Below are 17,148 nucleotides of genomic sequence, written 5' to 3'. Positions count from 1 at the left end.
CGAAGACTCCTGAAAGGTTAGATGTATTGAGCAGTTAAATATTACTTACAAATTTCCGAGTATTCCCAGGAATAATCTTCATGCTCACGCGGCATAATCTCCCGCCACGGAACCCGTGGCAAAGAATAAAAAGGTTATTAAGGATTAACAATGAAGAAACGTGTTTATCTTATTGCCGCCGTAGTGAGTGGCGCTCTGGCGGTATCTGGCTGTACAACTAACCCTTACACCGGCGAACGCGAAGCAGGTAAATCTGCTATCGGCGCAGGTCTGGGCTCTCTCGTTGGCGCGGGTATTGGTGCGCTCTCTTCTTCGAAGAAAGATCGCGGTAAAGGCGCGCTCATTGGCGCAGCAGCAGGCGCAGCTCTGGGCGGCGGCGTTGGTTATTACATGGATGTGCAGGAAGCGAAGCTGCGTGACAAAATGCGCGGCACTGGTGTTAGCGTAACCCGCAGCGGGGATAACATTATCCTCAATATGCCGAACAATGTGACCTTCGACAGCAGCAGCGCAACCCTGAAACCGGCGGGCGCTAACACCCTGACCGGCGTGGCAATGGTACTGAAAGAGTATCCGAAAACGGCGGTTAACGTGATTGGTTATACCGACAGCACGGGGGGTCACGACCTGAACATGCGTCTCTCCCAGCAGCGTGCGGATTCCGTTGCCAGCGCGTTGATCACCCAGGGCGTGGACGCCAGCCGCATCCGTACTCAAGGCCTTGGCCCGGCTAACCCAATCGCCAGCAACAGCACCGCAGAAGGTAAAGCGCAAAACCGCCGTGTAGAAATTACCTTAAGCCCACTGTAATCCCTTTCATGTCAGGTGATGCAGAAATCACCTGGCATTCTTCAGTTTTCCTTCATCATATTTCAGGCTAAGGTGATCGCCTTATCAGTGAATGGAGAGAAGCATGAAGCCGTCCGTTATCCTCTACAAAGCCTTACCTGATGATTTACTGCAACGCCTGCAAGAACATTTCACCGTTCACCAGGTGGCAAACCTCAGCCCACAAACCGTCGAACAAAATGCAGCAATTTTTGCCGAAGCTGAAGGCTTGCTGGGTTCAAACGAGAATGTTGATGCCGCATTGCTGGAAAAAATGCCGAAACTGCGTGCCACATCAACGATCTCCGTCGGCTATGACAATTTTGATGTCGATGCGCTTACCGCCCGAAAAATTCTGCTGATGCACACACCAACCGTATTAACAGAAACCGTCGCCGATACGCTGATGGCGCTGGTGTTGTCTACCGCTCGTCGGGTTGTGGAGGTAGCAGAACGGGTAAAAGCAGGCGAATGGACCGCGAGCATAGGCCCGGACTGGTACGGCACTGACGTTCACCATAAAACACTGGGCATTGTCGGGATGGGACGGATCGGCATGGCGCTGGCACAACGTGCGCACTTTGGCTTCAACATGCCCATCCTCTATAACGCGCGTCGCCACCATAAAGAAGCAGAAGAACGCTTCAACGCCCGCTACTGCAATTTGGATACTCTGTTACAAGAGTCAGATTTCGTTTGCCTGATCCTGCCGTTAACGGATGAGACGCATCATCTGTTTGGCGCAGAACAATTCGCCAAAATGAAATCCTCCGCCATTTTCATTAATGCCGGACGTGGCCCGGTGGTTGATGAAAATGCACTGATTGCTGCATTGCAGAAAGGGGAAATTCACGCCGCCGGGCTGGATGTCTTCGAACAAGAGCCACTGTCCGTAGATTCGCCGTTGCTCTCAATGGCCAACGTCGTCGCAGTACCGCATATTGGATCTGCCACTCATGAGACGCGTTATGGCATGGCCGCCTGTGCCGTGGATAATTTGATTGATGCGTTACAAGGAAAGGTTGAGAAGAACTGTGTGAATCCGCACGTCGCGGACTAAGCCGCGACTGCGTGGAGTAAAGCCCGATAATCGCTCGGGCTTTTACTCTTTATTGGGTTGCAGTAACTGCTGTAGTCCAGGCCTGATTAAACGCCTGATGTTGTGCCGGTAATGGCGCAATCAGTTTGTTATATTCACTTGCCTGCTGTGAAGTCGGGAACTGGATGCCATTTGCGACAAAGCTCACCTGAGTACCTTGCTGAGCAATGTAGTCTCCAACCATCACCAGTTGTTGCGTGAAAGTTTGTGCCGCCGGAATCAACGGTTGCAATGCATCAGCTGGCGTCGTTACCACTTTGGTGAATGCCTGATCAAAGACCGGTTTCAGGTCATCACTCTGTTTTAACGCAGAGTGCGCAGCATCGGCCTGCAACTTCGCATTTTGCAGCTGTTGCGCCAGCACACCCAGCGAACCGTTCATTTCACGCAGCGGACCGCTTTGCGTAACGTAATCCTGCGGTACGCGAATTGCGTTAACGCTGTCTACAACCGGGCGCAGACCGGAATCCATCGCCTGATTCACCTGCTGAGAATAACCATACAGAATCGCGTAATCAGAGACAAAAGGACCAAACTGTTTTTTCTGATCGGCAGTCAGGGTTGGTAGACGTTCACCGCTACGCATCACTGTATTCTGCAGGAAGTCGATAAACGCTTTACGCTGATCGCCTTCTTTATCAAAACACCCACTCAGGCTAACTACCATTAATAACGCCGCAAGAGGCGCAAACCAGCGAGAGCAGGACTTTCCTGTCGCCATTTTCTTACTCCTTTCACCCAAAAAAAGCGCACAACGACACACGCGTGTCTGACGTGACAAGGATAGTCCAGGACAGGCTTGCAGGATACCCTTTCTACGTAATCTTCCTGGTAAAATCATGGAGAAAATGAAACAAGGTTAATTTGTTGTTTCATTGTTAAAAAATGATATTGCCGTTGCCTTTTTTGTAGCCAGAGATTTACGCCTTCGCAGAACGTTAGATTTTCGAAATCTTTACAAACCGGGAGTGGTAAGAGATATATCGGCATTTATCAGATCGTTAGGTGGCTATAAGTCACGCTAAATGACTGGCTGAATCGAATCATAGTCAGAGTATGCCCTGACTACACCCCGCTGTGTCTGTTTTTCCCGACTATTCTTAATGAGCTTCGATGCAATTCACGATCCCGCAGTGTGATTTGAGGAGTTTTCAATGGAATATAAAGATCCAATGCATGAGCTGTTGAGCAGCCTGGAACAGATTGTTTTTAAAGATGAAACGCAGAAAATTACCCTGACGCACAGAACAACGTCCTGTACCGAAATTGAGCAGTTACGAAAAGGGACAGGATTAAAAATCGATGATTTCGCCCGGGTTTTGGGCGTATCAGTCGCCATGGTAAAGGAATGGGAATCCAGACGCGTGAAGCCTTCAAGTGCCGAACTAAAACTGATGCGTTTGATTCAAGCCAACCCGGCATTAAGTAAGCAGTTGATGGAATAGACTTTTATCCACTTTATTTCTGTTTACGGTCCTGATAACAGGACCGTTTTCCAACCGATTAATCATAAATATGAAAAATAATTGTTGCATCACCCACCAATGCGTGGCTTAATGCACATCAACGGTTTGACGTACAGACCATTAAAGCAGTGTAGTAAGGCAAGTCCCTTCAAGAGTTATCGTTGATACCCCTCGTAGTGCACATTCCTTTAACGCTTCAAAATCTGTAAAGCACGCCATATCGCCGAAAGGCACACTTAATTATTAAAGGTAATACACTATGTCCGGTAAAATGACTGGTATCGTAAAATGGTTCAACGCTGACAAAGGCTTCGGCTTCATCACTCCTGACGATGGCTCTAAAGACGTGTTCGTACACTTCTCTGCTATCCAGAACGATGGTTACAAATCTCTGGACGAAGGTCAGAAAGTGTCCTTCACCATCGAAAGCGGCGCTAAAGGCCCGGCAGCTGGTAACGTAACCAGCCTGTAATCTCTGCTTAAAAGCACAGAATCTAAGATCCCTGCCATTTGGCGGGGATTTTTTTATTTGTTTTTCAGGAAATAAATAATCGATCACGTAATAAAATCTATTATTATTTTTGTGAAGAATAAATTTGGGTGCAATGAGAATGCGCAACACCGTAAGAAAGGCGGGAATAATTTCCCGCCGAAGACGCTTACTCTTTCAATTTGCAGGCTAAAAACGCCGCCAGCTCATAACTCTCCTGTTTAATATGCAATTCACACAGTGAATCTCTTATCATCCAGGTGAAAAATAAAAGCGTGAAACAAATCACTATTAAAGAAAGTAATCTATATTTCTGCGGCATTCCCAGCCCCCTGTGTTGATTTCCAACGAGTAAGAGGCTAACCTTATGGTGTCTATGCATAGAGGGGCCTCACTTTGATTTATAGTCAGGTGGGGCTTTTCTCTGTCTGCCTTTCGGTGAATACCTGAGACAAACAGTCTCAAGCACCCGTGGCTATTCCAGCTTAATAAGTTCGTTTCTTCTCCTTGATATAATCCTAAAAAAATCTCATAAAATTAATATATGAGATAATCTTTATTCAGCAGAAGATTATTAAAGGTTGCTGTATTATTTAGCGATAAAAAAAGCCTGCCAGATGGCAGGCTTTTTAATAACGGCGTTATTACTGCAACAGCGAAATATCCGCAACGCGCAGGAACAGTTCGCGCAGTTTTTCCAGCATGGTCAGACGGTTGATACGCAATTCTTTATCATCAACCATGACCATCACTTTATCGAAGAAAGCATCGACCGGTTCACGCAGCTCAGCCAGTTCGACCAGCGCATCCTGGTAACGACCTTCCGCAAAGTACGGCTCCAGCTTGTCACGTAGCACCACAACCTGCATAGCCAGCTTAATTTCTTCCGGCTCTTTCAGAGTAGAGGCATTCACGCGATCGCTCAGCACTTCGTCAGATTTCGCCAGAATGTTAGATACACGTTTGTTCGCCGCCGCCAGTGCTGCAGCTGCTTCCAGGGTACGGAAGTGCGATACCGCTTTCATACGGGCATCGAAATCAGCCGGACGAGTCGGACGACGCGCCAGTACCGCCTGGATGGTGTCAACGGTGTAACCTTCGTCCTGATACCAGGCGCGGAAGCGACCGAGCATAAAGTCGATAACATCATCAACCACGTTGGCGTTAGTCAGCTTATCGCCATACAGACGCACTGCTTCTTCGGTCAGCGTTTGCAGATCAAGGTTGAGGTTCTTCTCAACGATAATACGCAGCACGCCAAGTGCGGCACGACGCAGCGCAAACGGGTCTTTGTCGCCTTTCGGATGCTGGCCGATACCGAAGATACCCGCCAGGGTATCCATCTTGTCAGCAATCGCCAGCGCACAGGCTACCGGGTTAGACGGCAGGTCATCACCGGCAAAGCGCGGCTGATACTGCTCATTCAGCGCGACAGCTACGTCTTCCGCTTCGCCATCGTGACGCGCGTAGTGCATCCCCATAACGCCCTGGGTGTCGGTGAACTCGAAGACCATGTTGGTCATCAGGTCACACTTAGACAGCAGGCCCGCACGGGTAGCGTGGTTAACGTCAGCGCCAATCTGCTCAGCAATCCAGCCAGCCAGCGCCTGAATGCGGTCAGTTTTGTCGCGCAGCGTCCCCAACTGTTGCTGGAACAACACGGTTTGCAGGCGCGGCAGGTTATCTTCAAGACGTTTTTTACGGTCGGTATTGAAGAAGAACTCGGCATCCGCCAGACGTGGACGAACGACTTTCTCGTTACCGGAGATAATCTGCTGCGGATCTTTCGATTCGATGTTGGCAACGAAGATAAAGTTCGGCAGCAGTTTGCCGTCGTTCGCATACACCGGGAAGTACTTCTGGTCACCTTTCATGGTGTAAACCAGCGCTTCAGACGGCACCGCGAGGAATTTCTCTTCGAATTTTGCGGTCAGCACAACCGGCCATTCCACCAGCGAAGCCACTTCTTCCAGCAGACTTTCGCTTAAGTCAGCGTTACCGCCAATCTTACGTGCTGCTTCTTCAGCATCGGCTTTAATCTTCGCCTTACGTTCTTCGTAATCGGCGATGACTTTCCCGCGCTCACGCAGAATTTCCGGATACTGATCGGCATTGTCGATAGTGAATTCCGGCTCGCCCATAAAGCGGTGGCCGCGAATCACGCGATCGGACTGAATACCCAGAATGGTAGCCGGAATAACTTTGTCGCCCAGCAGCAGGGTCACGGTGTGAACCGGACGCACGAAGTGCACGTCGCTTGCGCCCCAACGCATCAGTTTCGGGATCGGCAGTTTCGCCAGCGAAGTCGCAACCATATTCGGCAGCAGTGCTTCGGTGCTTTCACCCTTCACATGGGCGCGATACAGCAGCCATTCGCCTTTATCGGTAGTCAGACGCTCAGCCTGGTCAACGGTAATACCGCAACCACGCGCCCAACCTTCTGCCGCTTTGCTCGGTTTGCCTTCAGCGTCGAACGCCTGGGCAATTGCCGGGCCGCGTTTTTCTATTTCGCGATCCGGTTGCGCCTCCGCCAGGTTAGCGACTTTCAGCGCCAGACGACGCGGAGCAGCAAACCATTGAACGGTGCCGTGTGCGAGGCCAGCGTTATCCAGCTCCGCAGTAAAGTTCGCAGCAAAGGACTCAGCCAGGCTGCGCAGTGCTTTTGGTGGCAGCTCTTCAGTGCCGATTTCCACCAGAAAAGTTTTCTCAGACATAGCCGCCTCTTACTTATCTTTGTTGCACATCGGGAAGCCGAGGGCTTCACGGGAAGCGTAGTATGCTTCTGCCACTGCTTTGGTCAGGGTGCGAATGCGCAGAATATAGCGCTGACGCTCGGTGACGGAGATGGCTTTACGCGCATCCAGCAGGTTGAAGCTGTGGGCGGCTTTCAGAATACGCTCGTAGGCTGGCAGCGGCAGCGGATTTTCCAGCGCCAGCAGTTGCTGCGCTTCTTTCTCGTACTGCTCGAAGCAGGTGAACAGGAAGTCCACATCCGCGTATTCGAAGTTGTAAGTGGACTGCTCCACTTCGTTCTGATGGAACACGTCGCCGTAGGTGGTTTTACCCAGCGGGCCGTCGCTCCAGACCAGGTCGTAAACGCTGTCTACGCCCTGAATGTACATGGCCAGACGTTCCAGACCGTAGGTGATCTCACCGGTAACCGGTTTACATTCCAGACCACCAACCTGCTGGAAGTAAGTGAACTGCGTCACTTCCATGCCGTTTAGCCACACTTCCCAGCCCAGCCCCCAGGCACCCAGCGTCGGGTTTTCCCAGTTATCTTCCACGAAACGGATGTCGTGGATGGTCGGGTCCATGCCCAGCTCTTTCAGAGAACCGAGGTACAGCTCCTGAATATTGTCCGGCGATGGCTTAATGACCACCTGGAACTGATAGTAGTGCTGTAAACGGTTGGGGTTTTCGCCGTAGCGACCATCGGTCGGGCGACGAGAAGGCTGAACATAAGCAGCCGCCATCGGTTCTGGCCCCAGCGCGCGCAGACAGGTCATTGGGTGAGAGGTTCCCGCGCCGACTTCCATGTCCAATGGTTGAACAATGGTGCAGCCCTGGCGAGCCCAGTAATCCTGTAAGGTCAGGATCAAGCCCTGGAAGGTCCTGGTATCAAACTTTTGCATATTATTTCGTGCTGGATACGTGTGGATTTAAAGGAAGGGATCAGTATACCCGCTGGATGGAAGATATACAGTACGAAACGGGAAAAAGCAGGGCTTAACGCATGGAAAGATGCAAAAAATGGCCATCCGCGTCAAAAGAACAGACAAACTGCTCTTTCCGGAAGGTATAACCGCGCATTTCATAGCTTCCCTGGAACTGTTCGAAGGCGGTGACGTCGATTTTTTGCTCGCCGGTGTTATAACGTTTTGCCGCCTGATCCTTGCATAACGCTTCCATATTCAACGAACGCAGAGGATCAACCTTTACCCGTTGTGCTTTCTGCACGGGTGGCGGTGTAGAACAACCCACTAGCACAATAAGCGCCATTGCTGGAAAGAAAGCGTTCATCATCATTAAATTACCGTCTGGTTTGCAGGTGAGTCTTATTATTTATATCGGTATAGTGGCTGATATCTTACGAATTTCCTTAAGCCTCTATAAGCTGTAGTGATAAAACTCAGATTATTCCAGTGCGCCAACTGAATGATTTATCGGTCAGACTTTTTTTAACCAGATACAGAGACACAGATGCAGCCCAAAATTTACTGGATTGATAACCTGCGAGGGATAGCGTGTTTAATGGTGGTGATGATTCACACCACTACCTGGTATGTGACCAATGCTCATAGTGTTAGCCCCATCACCTGGGATATCGCCAATGTTCTGAATTCTGCCTCTCGTGTCAGCGTGCCGCTATTTTTCATGATTTCCGGCTATCTCTTTTTTGGCGAACGCAGCGCCCAGTCGCGCCATTTCTTGCGTATCGGCTTATGCCTGTTTTTTTATAGCGCAATCGCGCTGCTCTACATTGCGCTGTTTACCTCCATCAATGTGGAGTTAGCGCTGAAAAACCTGCTGCAAAAGCCAGTGTTTTACCATTTATGGTTTTTCTTCGCGATTGCAGTGATTTATCTGGTTTCACCGCTGATTCAGGTGAAGAACGTCGGCGGAAAAATGTTGCTGGTGCTAATGGTGGTGATTGGTGTCATCGCTAACCCAAACACCGTGCCGCAGAAAATCGACGGTTTTGAATGGCTGCCAATTAACTTATATATCAATGGCGATACTTTTTACTACATCCTTTATGGCATGTTGGGCCGCGCTATAGGGATGATGGACACACAGCATAAAGCACTGTCGTGGGTGAGCGCCGCACTGTTTGCGACGGGGGTTTTTATTATCTCTCGCGGGACATTATATGAATTACAGTGGCGCGGAAATTTTGCCGATACCTGGTATCTTTACTGTGGGCCGATGGTTTTTATCTGCGCAATCGCGTTATTGACTCTGGTTAAAAACACGCTGTATACGCGTACTATTTGCGGACTTGGCTTAATCTCCCGCCATTCGTTAGGTATATACGGGTTCCATGCATTGATTATCCATGCACTGCGCACCCGGGGGATTGAGCTTAAAAACTGGCCAATACTCGATATTATTTGGATCTTTTGCGCGACCCTGGCAGTGAGTTTATTACTTTCTATGCTGGTACAACGAATCGACAGAAACAGATTAGTGAGTTAAGTAGAAGCCCGGTCACATTGGACTGACCGGGCTTATGTGAATTATTCGCTGTATTCTTCCTGGGTAACCTGTGTTTCTTTTGGTGGGTTTATTCCGGCATCACGAATATTCTTCTGCACCGCTACTGCACCAAACAAGCTTAAGAAGAAAGCCAGCCCATAAAAGCCTTTTTCGCTGAGTAATAACGTTGCATTCCATAGACCTACCAGCAACAACGCAACAGAGATAATAAAGACCGTCAGGCAAGTCATATAATAAATGGGGGTGGTAGGTATGCCTTCATACTTGTCCCGAACGGTCTTTTGATAAGACGCCGCGGAAAACAAACCTAATACCAGTACGGCAAAATAATACCCTTTTTCATTTAACTGCATCTCTGCATTCCATAGTCCTAACAGATAGGTAACAATACCGCCAATAAGGGCTACCCATGAAACAATACTAAATGCCGGAGAATAGGTTGATATTTTGTTGTCCATCACAGTATTCCTTTCATTCCTGAATGTGTAAGAACTTTATGTTGCTCATGCCGAGCGAAACAAACGCATTTGACCAAACAAGCAGACAAAAAAGGCGATGGGGTAGATCACCATTTCATAAGCATTGATAGGTGCGTTTAAAACACCGATAAACAAGAGACCGATAGTGATTAACGCTACCAACTGACAGACGTGGATAAAAAAATCATCCAGTTGCCCAAGTTTTTCTGCGCGAAGATATGCATAGTTGCCAAAAGTTGCCGTCATTAACACGCCAAGAAAATAACCTTTTCCACTTAACAATGGGCATGAGATCCATAGCCCAACCAGATAAACCAGCGCCCCGACAACAAATAATAGTTTTGCCACAGTCTTTGAGGTTTTCATAACGATCTCCATATCTACCAGCGATACATTACGAGTAACCAACGAAAGACAAAACTGAAAAATGCCATTAACAAATGATTTTCAGAATAAATTCATACTAAATATTAATTAATTATTTATATATATAGATGTGAATTATCCCCCACCCGGTCAGGCAGGGGATAACGTTTACGCCATTAATGGCAGAAGTTGCTGATAGAGGCGACGGAACGTTTCTCGTCGTGGCTGATAAGCGGCATAACACTGCGCATCTGGTAGATGCGACTGTTCTAACGGTAGTTGCGGCAACAACTCAATGAGCGATTTCTCTGGATTCGCCGCAATCTGCGCCAGCCTTGCTGCGCCCAGTGCTGGCCCCACATCGCCACCCGTGCGGTAATCCAGTTGCTGACCGCTGATGTCCGCCAGCATTTGACGCCAGTACTCACTACGCGCCCCGCCACCAATCAACGTAACACTTTGCGGTTTAATGCCGCAGGCATGCACGACATCCATGCCATCTGCCAGCGCATAACCCACGCCTTCCAGCACTGCTCGCGCCAGTTCATTGGGGCCATGTTGATGAGTCAAACCAAAGAAAACCCCTTTCGCCTGGGGATTATTGTGTGGTGTACGCTCGCCGGAAAGATAAGGCAGAAACCAAACTGGCTCGGCACTTTCATCAGCCTGTCGAGCTGCAGTGATTAAAGCAGGGACATTGCTCAGGCCGGTTAATTTCGCGGCCCAATCCAGACACGAAGCCGCACTCAGCATTACAGACATTAAATGCCAACGTTGCGGTAACGCATGGCAAAAGCTATGTACGGCGCTTTCTGGCTTGCTTAAGAACCCTTCGCTGACAGCAAAATAGACCCCCGACGTCCCCAGCGATAACATTGCCTGATTAGCATCAACCATTCCCACACCAACCGCACCAGCTGCATTGTCGCCACCGCCTGCGATAACTGGCACCGCCGCCATACCCCACGCTTTCGCAACTTCAGGTAACAAAGCACCAGTAATTTCGCTGCCTTCGTATAATGCGGGCATCTGGTCACGAGATAAGTGGCAAGCCTGCAGCATGAGATCGCTCCAGTCACGCTTTGCGACATCCAGCCACATAGTGCCAGCTGCGTCAGACATATCGCTGGCAAACTCCCCCGTCATACGCAGACGCAAGTAATCTTTCGGTAATAATACTTTATCGATTTGACGGAATATCTCCGGCTCATGCCGCTGAACCCATAGCAATTTAGGCGCAGTAAATCCGGGCATCATCAGGTTGCCGGTAATCACCCGCGATTGCGGAACTCGCGCTTCCAGCAAAGTGCACTCTTGCGCACAGCGCCCGTCGTTCCACAAAATGGCAGGGCGTAACACCCGTTGCTGAGCATCCAGTAAGGTTGCACCGTGCATCTGTCCGGCAATACCTAATGCTTTAACGTCTTGCAGAGAATGCTGAACGCCCAGAGCTTTCATTGCGCGATCAGTTGCCTGCCACCACTGTTCCGGGTCTTGTTCCGACCAGAGTGGATGCGGGCGCGAAACGGTCAGCTTTTCCGTTTGCGCAGCAACCACCTCACCCTGCTCGTTGAGCAAAATAACTTTTACGCCCGAGGTGCCAAGATCTATCCCGATATACATATCGATCGTTCCTTAAAAAAATGCCCGGTATCGCTACTGATAACCGGGCCAACGGACTGCACAGTTAGCCGTTATTTGTCGAACAGATAATGATTTACCAGATTTTCCAGTTGCTCCTGGCGACCACTCTGATGCACCGGAGACAAATTATGTTCCTGAGCATATTTGGCTAAATCTGCCAGTGACATTTGGCCTTTCAGGATTTGCTGGCCTAATTCACTATTCCAGCCGGAATAACGCTGCGCGATGCGTTTATCCAGCTCGCCATCTTCAATCATGCGCGCTGCAATTTTCAGCGCCAACGCCATCGTATCCATCGCGCCGATATGACCGTAAAACAGATCATATTTATCAGTACTTTGACGACGTACTTTGGCATCGAAGTTCAGACCACCGGTGGTGAAACCGCCTGCTTTGAGAATTTCATACATCACCAGCGCATTCTCTTCCACACTGTTCGGGAACTGGTCGGTGTCCCAGCCCAGTTGCGCATCGCCACGGTTGGCGTCGACAGAACCGAACAGGCCAAGCGCAATGGCGGTGGCTATTTCATGATGGAAAGAGTGACCTGCCAGCGTCGCGTGGTTAGCTTCAATATTCAGTTTAATCTCTTTTTCCAGACCAAACTGTTTCAGGAAGCCATAGACCGTCGCAGCATCGTAATCATATTGATGTTTGGTCGGTTCTTGCGGTTTCGGTTCGATAAGCAACGTGCCCTGGAAACCGATTTTATGTTTATGCTCAACCACCATCTGCATAAAGCGGCCCAGCTGTTCACGCTCCTGGCGCAAGTCGGTATTTAACAGCGTTTCGTAACCTTCACGACCCCCCCACAGGACATAGTTTTCACCGCCCAATTTATGGGTTGCTTCCATCGCTGTAACAACTTGCGTTGCCGCCCAACTGAAGACTTCAGGATCTGGGTTCGTCGCCGCACCCGCGCCATAGCGAGGGTTTGTAAAGCAGTTAGCAGTTCCCCACAGCAGCTTCACGCCGCTCTCTTCTTGCTTGCCTGCCAGGACATCAACCATTTGCGCAAAATTATTGATGTACTCTTTTAACGACGCGCCCTCAGGGGAAACATCCACATCGTGGAAGCAATAAAATGGCACATGTAACTTGTGGAAAAACTCAAATGCGACATCTGCTTTACGCTTCGCCAACGCCAGTGCCTCACCAGGCTGCTGCCACGGACGATTAAACGCTCCCACACCAAACATATCCGCCCCGTTCCAGCAGAAGGTGTGCCAGTAGCAGGCGGCAAAACGCAAGTGCTCTTCCATACGCTTGCCCAACACCAGTTCGTCGGGATTGTAGTGACGGAATGCTAACGGGTTTGAGGATTTTGAGCCTTCATAACGAACGCGATCGAGCTGGTCAAAATAGGCTTGCATATTGAACTCCATAATCAGGTAATGCCGCGGGTGATGGATGATGTCGTAATATTGGGCACTCCCTTTCAGTTGCTCAATTATGTTATTTCACACTGCTATTGAGATAATTCACAAGTGTGCGCTCGCTCGCAAAATAAAATGGGATGATGAAACTGGGTAATTCCTCGAAGAGAAAAATGCAATAAGTACAATTGCGCAACAAAAGTAAGATCTCGGTCATAAATCAAGAAATAAACCAAAAATCGTAATCGAAAGATAAAAATCTGTAATTGTTTTCCCCTGTTTAGTTGCTAAAAATTGGTTACGTTTATCGCGGTGATTGTTACTTATTAAAGCTGTCCTCTAACTACAGAAGGCCCTACACCATGAAAATAAAGAACATTCTACTCACCCTTTGCACCTCACTTCTGCTTACCAACGTTGCGGCACACGCCAAAGAAGTCAAAATAGGTATGGCGATTGATGATCTCCGTCTTGAACGCTGGCAAAAAGATCGAGATATTTTTGTGAAAAAAGCAGAATCTCTCGGCGCGAAAGTATTTGTACAGTCTGCAAATGGCAATGAAGAAACACAAATGTCGCAGATTGAAAACATGATTAACCGGGGTGTCGATGTTCTTGTCATTATTCCTTATAACGGTCAGGTATTAAGTAACGTTGTAAAAGAAGCCAAACAAGAAGGTATTAAAGTATTAGCTTACGACCGTATGATTAACGATGCGGATATCGATTTTTATATTTCTTTCGATAATGAAAAAGTCGGTGAACTGCAGGCAAAAGCCCTGGTCGATATTGTTCCGCAAGGTAATTACTTCCTGATGGGCGGCTCGCCGGTAGATAACAACGCCAAGCTGTTCCGCGCCGGGCAAATGAAAGTATTAAAACCTTATGTTGATTCCGGAAAAATTAAAGTCGTTGGTGACCAATGGGTTGATGGCTGGTTACCGGAAAACGCATTGAAAATTATGGAAAACGCGCTAACCGCCAATAATAACAAAATTGATGCTGTAGTTGCCTCAAACGATGCCACCGCAGGAGGGGCAATTCAGGCATTAAGCGCGCAAGGTTTATCAGGGAAAGTAGCAATTTCCGGCCAGGATGCGGATCTTGCAGGTATTAAACGTATTGCTGCCGGTACGCAAACTATGACGGTGTATAAACCTATTACATTGTTGGCAAATACTGCCGCAGAAATTGCCGTTGAGTTGGGCAATGGTCAGGAGCCAAAAGCGGATACCACACTGAATAATGGCCTGAAAGATGTTCCCTCCCGCCTGCTGACACCGATCGATGTGAATAAAAACAACATCAAAGATACGGTAGTTAAAGACGGATTCCACAAAGAGAGCGAGCTGTAAGCGTTACGCCCCGGCGCGGAGCGGGGGCGTGATTTCTCTCCATGCCGCGTGAATTGATTGGCTTAGGTGGAGTCGTTATGCCTTATCTACTTGAAATGAAGAACATTACCAAAACCTTCGGCAGTGTGAAGGCGATTGATAACGTCAGCTTGCGGTTGAATGCTGGCGAAATCGTCTCACTCTGTGGGGAAAATGGGTCAGGTAAATCAACGCTGATGAAAGTGCTGTGTGGTATTTATCCCCATGGTTCCTACGAAGGCGAAATTATTTTTGCGGGAGAAGAGATTCAGGCGAGTCACATCCGCGATACCGAACGCAAAGGTATCGCCATTATTCACCAGGAATTGGCGCTGGTGAAAGAACTGACCGTGCTGGAAAATATCTTCCTGGGTAACGAAATAACCCATAATGGCATTATGGATTATGACCTGATGACGCTACGCTGTCAGAAGCTGCTCGCACAGGTCAGTTTATCCATTTCACCTGATACCCGCGTTGGCGATTTAGGACTTGGGCAACAACAACTGGTTGAAATTGCCAAGGCACTTAATAAACAGGTGCGTTTGTTAATTCTCGATGAGCCGACAGCCTCATTAACTGAGCAGGAAACGTCGGTTTTACTGGATATTATTCGCGATCTACAACAGCACGGTATCGCCTGTATTTATATTTCGCACAAACTCAACGAAGTCAAAGCGATTTCCGATACGATTTGCGTTATTCGCGACGGTCAGCACATTGGCACGCGTGATGCTGCTGGAATGAGTGAAGACGATATTATCACCATGATGGTCGGGCGAGAGTTAACCGCGCTTTACCCTAATGAACCACATACCACCGGAGATGAAATATTACGTATTGAACATCTGACGGCATGGCATCCGGTTAATCGTCATATTAAACGAGTTAATGATGTCTCGTTTTCCCTGAAACGTGGCGAAATACTGGGTATCGCCGGACTCGTTGGTGCCGGACGTACCGAGACTATTCAGTGCCTGTTTGGTGTGTGGCCCGGACAATGGGAAGGGAAAATTTATATTGACGGCAAACAGGTAGATATTCGTAACTGTCAGCAAGCCATCGCCCAGGGGATTGCGATGGTACCCGAAGACAGAAAGCGCGACGGCATCGTTCCGGTAATGGCGGTTGGTAAAAATATTACCCTCGCCGCACTCAAAAAATTTACCGGTAGTATTAGCCAGCTTGATGACGCGGCAGAGCAAAAATGTATTCTGGAATCAATCCAGCAACTCAAAGTTAAAACGTCGTCCCCCGACCTTGCTATTGGACGTTTGAGCGGCGGCAATCAACAAAAAGCGATCCTCGCTCGCTGTCTGTTACTTAACCCGCGCATTCTCATTCTTGATGAACCCACCAGGGGTATCGATATTGGCGCGAAATACGAGATCTACAAATTAATTAACCAACTCGTCCAGCAGGGTATTGCCGTTATTGTCATCTCTTCCGAATTACCTGAAGTGCTCGGCCTTAGCGATCGTGTACTGGTGATGCATGAAGGGAAACTAAAAGCCAACCTGATAAATCATAACCTGACTCAGGAGCAGGTGATGGAAGCCGCATTGAGGAGCGAACATCATGTCGAAAAGCAATCCGTCTGAAGTGAAATTAGCCGTACCGACATCCGGTGGCTTTTCCGGGCTGAAATCACTGAATTTGCAGGTCTTCGTGATGATTGCAGCTATCATCGCAATCATGCTGTTCTTTACCTGGACCACCGATGGTGCCTACTTAAGCGCCCGTAACGTCTCCAACCTGTTACGCCAAACCGCGATTACCGGCATCCTCGCGGTAGGAATGGTGTTCGTCATAATTTCTGCTGAAATCGACCTTTCCGTCGGCTCAATGATGGGGCTGTTAGGTGGCGTCGCGGCGATTTGTGACGTCTGGCTAGGCTGGCCTTTGCCACTTACCATCATTGTGACGTTGGTTCTGGGACTGCTTCTCGGAGCCTGGAACGGATGGTGGGTCGCGTACCGCAAAGTCCCTTCATTTATTGTCACCCTCGCGGGCATGTTGGCATTTCGTGGCATACTCATTGGCATCACCAACGGCACGACTGTTTCCCCCACCAGCGCCGCGATGTCACAAATTGGGCAAAGCTATCTACCTGCCAGCACCGGCTTCATCATTGGCGCGCTTGGCTTAATGGCTTTTGTTGGCTGGCAATGGCGCGGAAGAATGCGCCGTCAGGCTTTGGGTTTGCAGTCTCCGGCCTCTACCGCAGTAGTCGGTCGCCAGGCTTTAACCGCTATCATCGTATTAGGCGCAATCTGGCTGTTGAATGATTACCGTGGTGTTCCCACTCCTGTTCTGCTGCTGACGTTGCTGTTACTCGGCGGAATGTTTATGGCAACGCGGACGGCATTTGGACGACGCATTTATGCCATCGGCGGCAATCTGGAAGCGGCACGTCTCTCCGGGATTAACGTTGAACGCACCAAACTTGCCGTGTTCGCTATTAACGGATTAATGGTAGCCATCGCCGGATTAATCCTCAGTTCTCGACTCGGCGCTGGTTCACCTTCTGCGGGAAATATCGCCGAGCTGGACGCAATTGCAGCATGTGTGATTGGCGGCACCAGTCTGGCAGGCGGCGTCGGGAGCGTGGCTGGAGCAGTAATGGGGGCATTCATCATGGCTTCACTGGATAACGGCATGAGTATGATGGATGTACCGACCTTCTGGCAGTATATCGTTAAAGGTGCGATTCTGTTGCTGGCAGTATGGATGGACTCCGCAACCAAACGCCGTTCTTGATTTTGATAAAAATTTTCTCAAAGCCGGTAACGTATTACCGGTTTTGA

Annotated in this window: 18 protein-coding genes; 9 read left to right on the top strand and 9 right to left on the bottom strand. The window is 49.1% G+C overall.

Features of this window, described 5'->3' with window-relative positions; genetic code table 11:
• Nucleotides 1–150 precede the first annotated feature (150 nt).
• Both HBM92_RS00845 and ghrB read left to right on the top strand, forming a co-directional pair.
• Nucleotides 151–810: an OmpA family lipoprotein gene (locus tag HBM92_RS00845; RefSeq protein WP_000747625.1), complete on the top strand. Its 660-nt coding sequence runs from the start codon at nt 151–153 to the stop codon at nt 808–810.
• 103 nt (nt 811–913) lie between these two features.
• Nucleotides 914–1,888, top strand: a complete 975-nt coding sequence (ghrB, locus tag HBM92_RS00840; RefSeq protein ID WP_000805032.1) for a glyoxylate/hydroxypyruvate reductase GhrB — start codon at nt 914–916, stop codon at nt 1,886–1,888.
• A 49-nt stretch (nt 1,889–1,937) separates the two neighbouring features.
• On the opposite strand, the gene HBM92_RS00835 is transcribed toward ghrB, so the two are convergent.
• Complete coding sequence (locus HBM92_RS00835) at nt 1,938–2,648, bottom strand: DUF3053 domain-containing protein (protein ID WP_000190516.1); 711 nt, start codon at nt 2,646–2,648, stop codon at nt 1,938–1,940.
• 433 nt (nt 2,649–3,081) lie between these two features.
• Between HBM92_RS00835 and HBM92_RS00830 the strand changes: the two genes are divergently transcribed.
• From HBM92_RS00830 to HBM92_RS25170, 3 genes are all read left to right on the top strand, one after another.
• A complete protein-coding gene (locus HBM92_RS00830) occupies nt 3,082–3,372 on the top strand; it encodes an HTH-type transcriptional regulator (protein WP_000455798.1) in 291 nt (96 codons plus the stop codon).
• A gap of 280 nt (nt 3,373–3,652) precedes the next feature.
• Nucleotides 3,653–3,865, top strand: coding sequence for an RNA chaperone/antiterminator CspA (gene cspA / locus HBM92_RS00825; protein WP_000014594.1), 213 nt, complete (start codon nt 3,653–3,655; stop codon nt 3,863–3,865).
• A 139-nt stretch (nt 3,866–4,004) separates the two neighbouring features.
• Nucleotides 4,005–4,076 carry a hypothetical protein gene (locus tag HBM92_RS25170; RefSeq protein WP_212734239.1) on the top strand — a complete coding sequence of 24 codons (72 nt, stop codon included), beginning with the start codon at nt 4,005–4,007 and terminating at the stop codon, nt 4,074–4,076.
• On the opposite strand, the gene hokA is transcribed toward HBM92_RS25170, so the two are convergent.
• From hokA to HBM92_RS00805, 4 genes are all read right to left on the bottom strand, one after another.
• Nucleotides 4,053–4,205, bottom strand: a complete 153-nt coding sequence (hokA, locus tag HBM92_RS00820; RefSeq protein WP_001135732.1) for a type I toxin-antitoxin system toxin HokA — start codon at nt 4,203–4,205, stop codon at nt 4,053–4,055. The genes HBM92_RS25170 and hokA overlap by 24 nt on opposite strands.
• 322 nt (nt 4,206–4,527) lie before the next feature.
• The gene (gene glyS, locus HBM92_RS00815) at nt 4,528–6,597 is read right to left on the bottom strand and encodes a glycine--tRNA ligase subunit beta (RefSeq protein ID WP_001291788.1); all 2,070 of its coding nucleotides are present in this window, start codon (nt 6,595–6,597) and stop codon (nt 4,528–4,530) included.
• Between the two features lie 9 nt (nt 6,598–6,606).
• Nucleotides 6,607–7,518 carry a glycine--tRNA ligase subunit alpha gene (gene glyQ / locus HBM92_RS00810; protein ID WP_001168544.1) on the bottom strand — a complete coding sequence of 304 codons (912 nt, stop codon included), beginning with the start codon at nt 7,516–7,518 and terminating at the stop codon, nt 6,607–6,609.
• Between the two features lie 94 nt (nt 7,519–7,612).
• Entirely contained in the window at nt 7,613–7,912 is a 300-nt protein-coding gene (locus tag HBM92_RS00805) for a YsaB family lipoprotein (protein WP_000980102.1), read from the bottom strand.
• A 174-nt stretch (nt 7,913–8,086) separates the two neighbouring features.
• Between HBM92_RS00805 and wecH the strand changes: the two genes are divergently transcribed.
• The gene (wecH, locus tag HBM92_RS00800) at nt 8,087–9,082 is read left to right on the top strand and encodes an O-acetyltransferase WecH (RefSeq protein WP_001182637.1); all 996 of its coding nucleotides are present in this window, start codon (nt 8,087–8,089) and stop codon (nt 9,080–9,082) included.
• A 41-nt stretch (nt 9,083–9,123) separates the two neighbouring features.
• Here wecH and yiaA read toward each other — a convergent pair whose 3' ends face one another.
• From yiaA to xylA, 4 genes are all read right to left on the bottom strand, one after another.
• Nucleotides 9,124–9,561: an inner membrane protein YiaA gene (gene yiaA, locus HBM92_RS00795; protein WP_001296516.1), complete on the bottom strand. Its 438-nt coding sequence runs from the start codon at nt 9,559–9,561 to the stop codon at nt 9,124–9,126.
• A 45-nt stretch (nt 9,562–9,606) separates the two neighbouring features.
• Nucleotides 9,607–9,948 carry an inner membrane protein YiaB gene (gene yiaB, locus HBM92_RS00790; protein ID WP_001296517.1) on the bottom strand — a complete coding sequence of 114 codons (342 nt, stop codon included), beginning with the start codon at nt 9,946–9,948 and terminating at the stop codon, nt 9,607–9,609.
• A gap of 168 nt (nt 9,949–10,116) precedes the next feature.
• On the bottom strand, nt 10,117–11,571 hold the full coding sequence (gene xylB / locus HBM92_RS00785; protein WP_000275346.1) for a xylulokinase: 1,455 nt from the start codon (nt 11,569–11,571) through the stop codon (nt 10,117–10,119).
• Between the two features lie 71 nt (nt 11,572–11,642).
• Nucleotides 11,643–12,965, bottom strand: coding sequence for a xylose isomerase (gene xylA, locus HBM92_RS00780; protein ID WP_001149592.1), 1,323 nt, complete (start codon nt 12,963–12,965; stop codon nt 11,643–11,645).
• A gap of 365 nt (nt 12,966–13,330) precedes the next feature.
• Between xylA and xylF the strand changes: the two genes are divergently transcribed.
• The 3 genes from xylF (at nt 13,331) to xylH (ending at nt 17,101) form a co-directional block, all read left to right on the top strand.
• Entirely contained in the window at nt 13,331–14,323 is a 993-nt protein-coding gene (xylF, locus tag HBM92_RS00775) for a D-xylose ABC transporter substrate-binding protein (RefSeq protein WP_001296518.1), read from the top strand.
• Nucleotides 14,324–14,400: 77 nt separating this feature from the next.
• Entirely contained in the window at nt 14,401–15,942 is a 1,542-nt protein-coding gene (gene xylG / locus HBM92_RS00770) for a D-xylose ABC transporter ATP-binding protein (protein ID WP_001146503.1), read from the top strand.
• The gene (gene xylH, locus HBM92_RS00765; RefSeq protein ID WP_000045978.1) at nt 15,920–17,101 is read left to right on the top strand and encodes a xylose ABC transporter permease XylH; all 1,182 of its coding nucleotides are present in this window, start codon (nt 15,920–15,922) and stop codon (nt 17,099–17,101) included. The genes xylG and xylH overlap by 23 nt, the downstream gene beginning before the upstream one ends.
• Nucleotides 17,102–17,148: the final 47 nt, after the last annotated feature.

The sequence above is a fragment of the Escherichia sp. E.sYA108 genome (genome assembly GCF_011754335.1).
Taxonomy (GTDB): domain Bacteria; phylum Pseudomonadota; class Gammaproteobacteria; order Enterobacterales; family Enterobacteriaceae; genus Escherichia; species Escherichia coli.
The sequence above is the reverse complement of the archived record's forward strand: the minus strand, read 5'-3'. Positions and strand labels throughout refer to the sequence as shown.

What these genes read in the sequence shown, in the direction of transcription:
- HBM92_RS00845 (WP_000747625.1), top strand. Translation starts at nt 151, where the DNA reads ATGAAGAAACGTGTTTATCTTATTGCCGCCGTAGTGAGTGGCGCTCTG.
- ghrB (WP_000805032.1), top strand. Translation starts at nt 914, where the DNA reads ATGAAGCCGTCCGTTATCCTCTACAAAGCCTTACCTGATGATTTACTG.
- HBM92_RS00835 (WP_000190516.1), bottom strand. Translation starts at nt 2,648, where the DNA reads ATGGCGACAGGAAAGTCCTGCTCTCGCTGGTTTGCGCCTCTTGCGGCG.
- HBM92_RS00830 (WP_000455798.1), top strand. Translation starts at nt 3,082, where the DNA reads ATGGAATATAAAGATCCAATGCATGAGCTGTTGAGCAGCCTGGAACAG.
- cspA (WP_000014594.1), top strand. Translation starts at nt 3,653, where the DNA reads ATGTCCGGTAAAATGACTGGTATCGTAAAATGGTTCAACGCTGACAAA.
- hokA (WP_001135732.1), bottom strand. Translation starts at nt 4,205, where the DNA reads ATGCCGCAGAAATATAGATTACTTTCTTTAATAGTGATTTGTTTCACG.
- glyS (WP_001291788.1), bottom strand. Translation starts at nt 6,597, where the DNA reads ATGTCTGAGAAAACTTTTCTGGTGGAAATCGGCACTGAAGAGCTGCCA.
- glyQ (WP_001168544.1), bottom strand. Translation starts at nt 7,518, where the DNA reads ATGCAAAAGTTTGATACCAGGACCTTCCAGGGCTTGATCCTGACCTTA.
- HBM92_RS00805 (WP_000980102.1), bottom strand. Translation starts at nt 7,912, where the DNA reads ATGATGATGAACGCTTTCTTTCCAGCAATGGCGCTTATTGTGCTAGTG.
- wecH (WP_001182637.1), top strand. Translation starts at nt 8,087, where the DNA reads ATGCAGCCCAAAATTTACTGGATTGATAACCTGCGAGGGATAGCGTGT.
- yiaA (WP_001296516.1), bottom strand. Translation starts at nt 9,561, where the DNA reads ATGGACAACAAAATATCAACCTATTCTCCGGCATTTAGTATTGTTTCA.
- yiaB (WP_001296517.1), bottom strand. Translation starts at nt 9,948, where the DNA reads ATGAAAACCTCAAAGACTGTGGCAAAACTATTATTTGTTGTCGGGGCG.
- xylB (WP_000275346.1), bottom strand. Translation starts at nt 11,571, where the DNA reads ATGTATATCGGGATAGATCTTGGCACCTCGGGCGTAAAAGTTATTTTG.
- xylA (WP_001149592.1), bottom strand. Translation starts at nt 12,965, where the DNA reads ATGCAAGCCTATTTTGACCAGCTCGATCGCGTTCGTTATGAAGGCTCA.
- xylF (WP_001296518.1), top strand. Translation starts at nt 13,331, where the DNA reads ATGAAAATAAAGAACATTCTACTCACCCTTTGCACCTCACTTCTGCTT.
- xylG (WP_001146503.1), top strand. Translation starts at nt 14,401, where the DNA reads ATGCCTTATCTACTTGAAATGAAGAACATTACCAAAACCTTCGGCAGT.
- xylH (WP_000045978.1), top strand. Translation starts at nt 15,920, where the DNA reads ATGTCGAAAAGCAATCCGTCTGAAGTGAAATTAGCCGTACCGACATCC.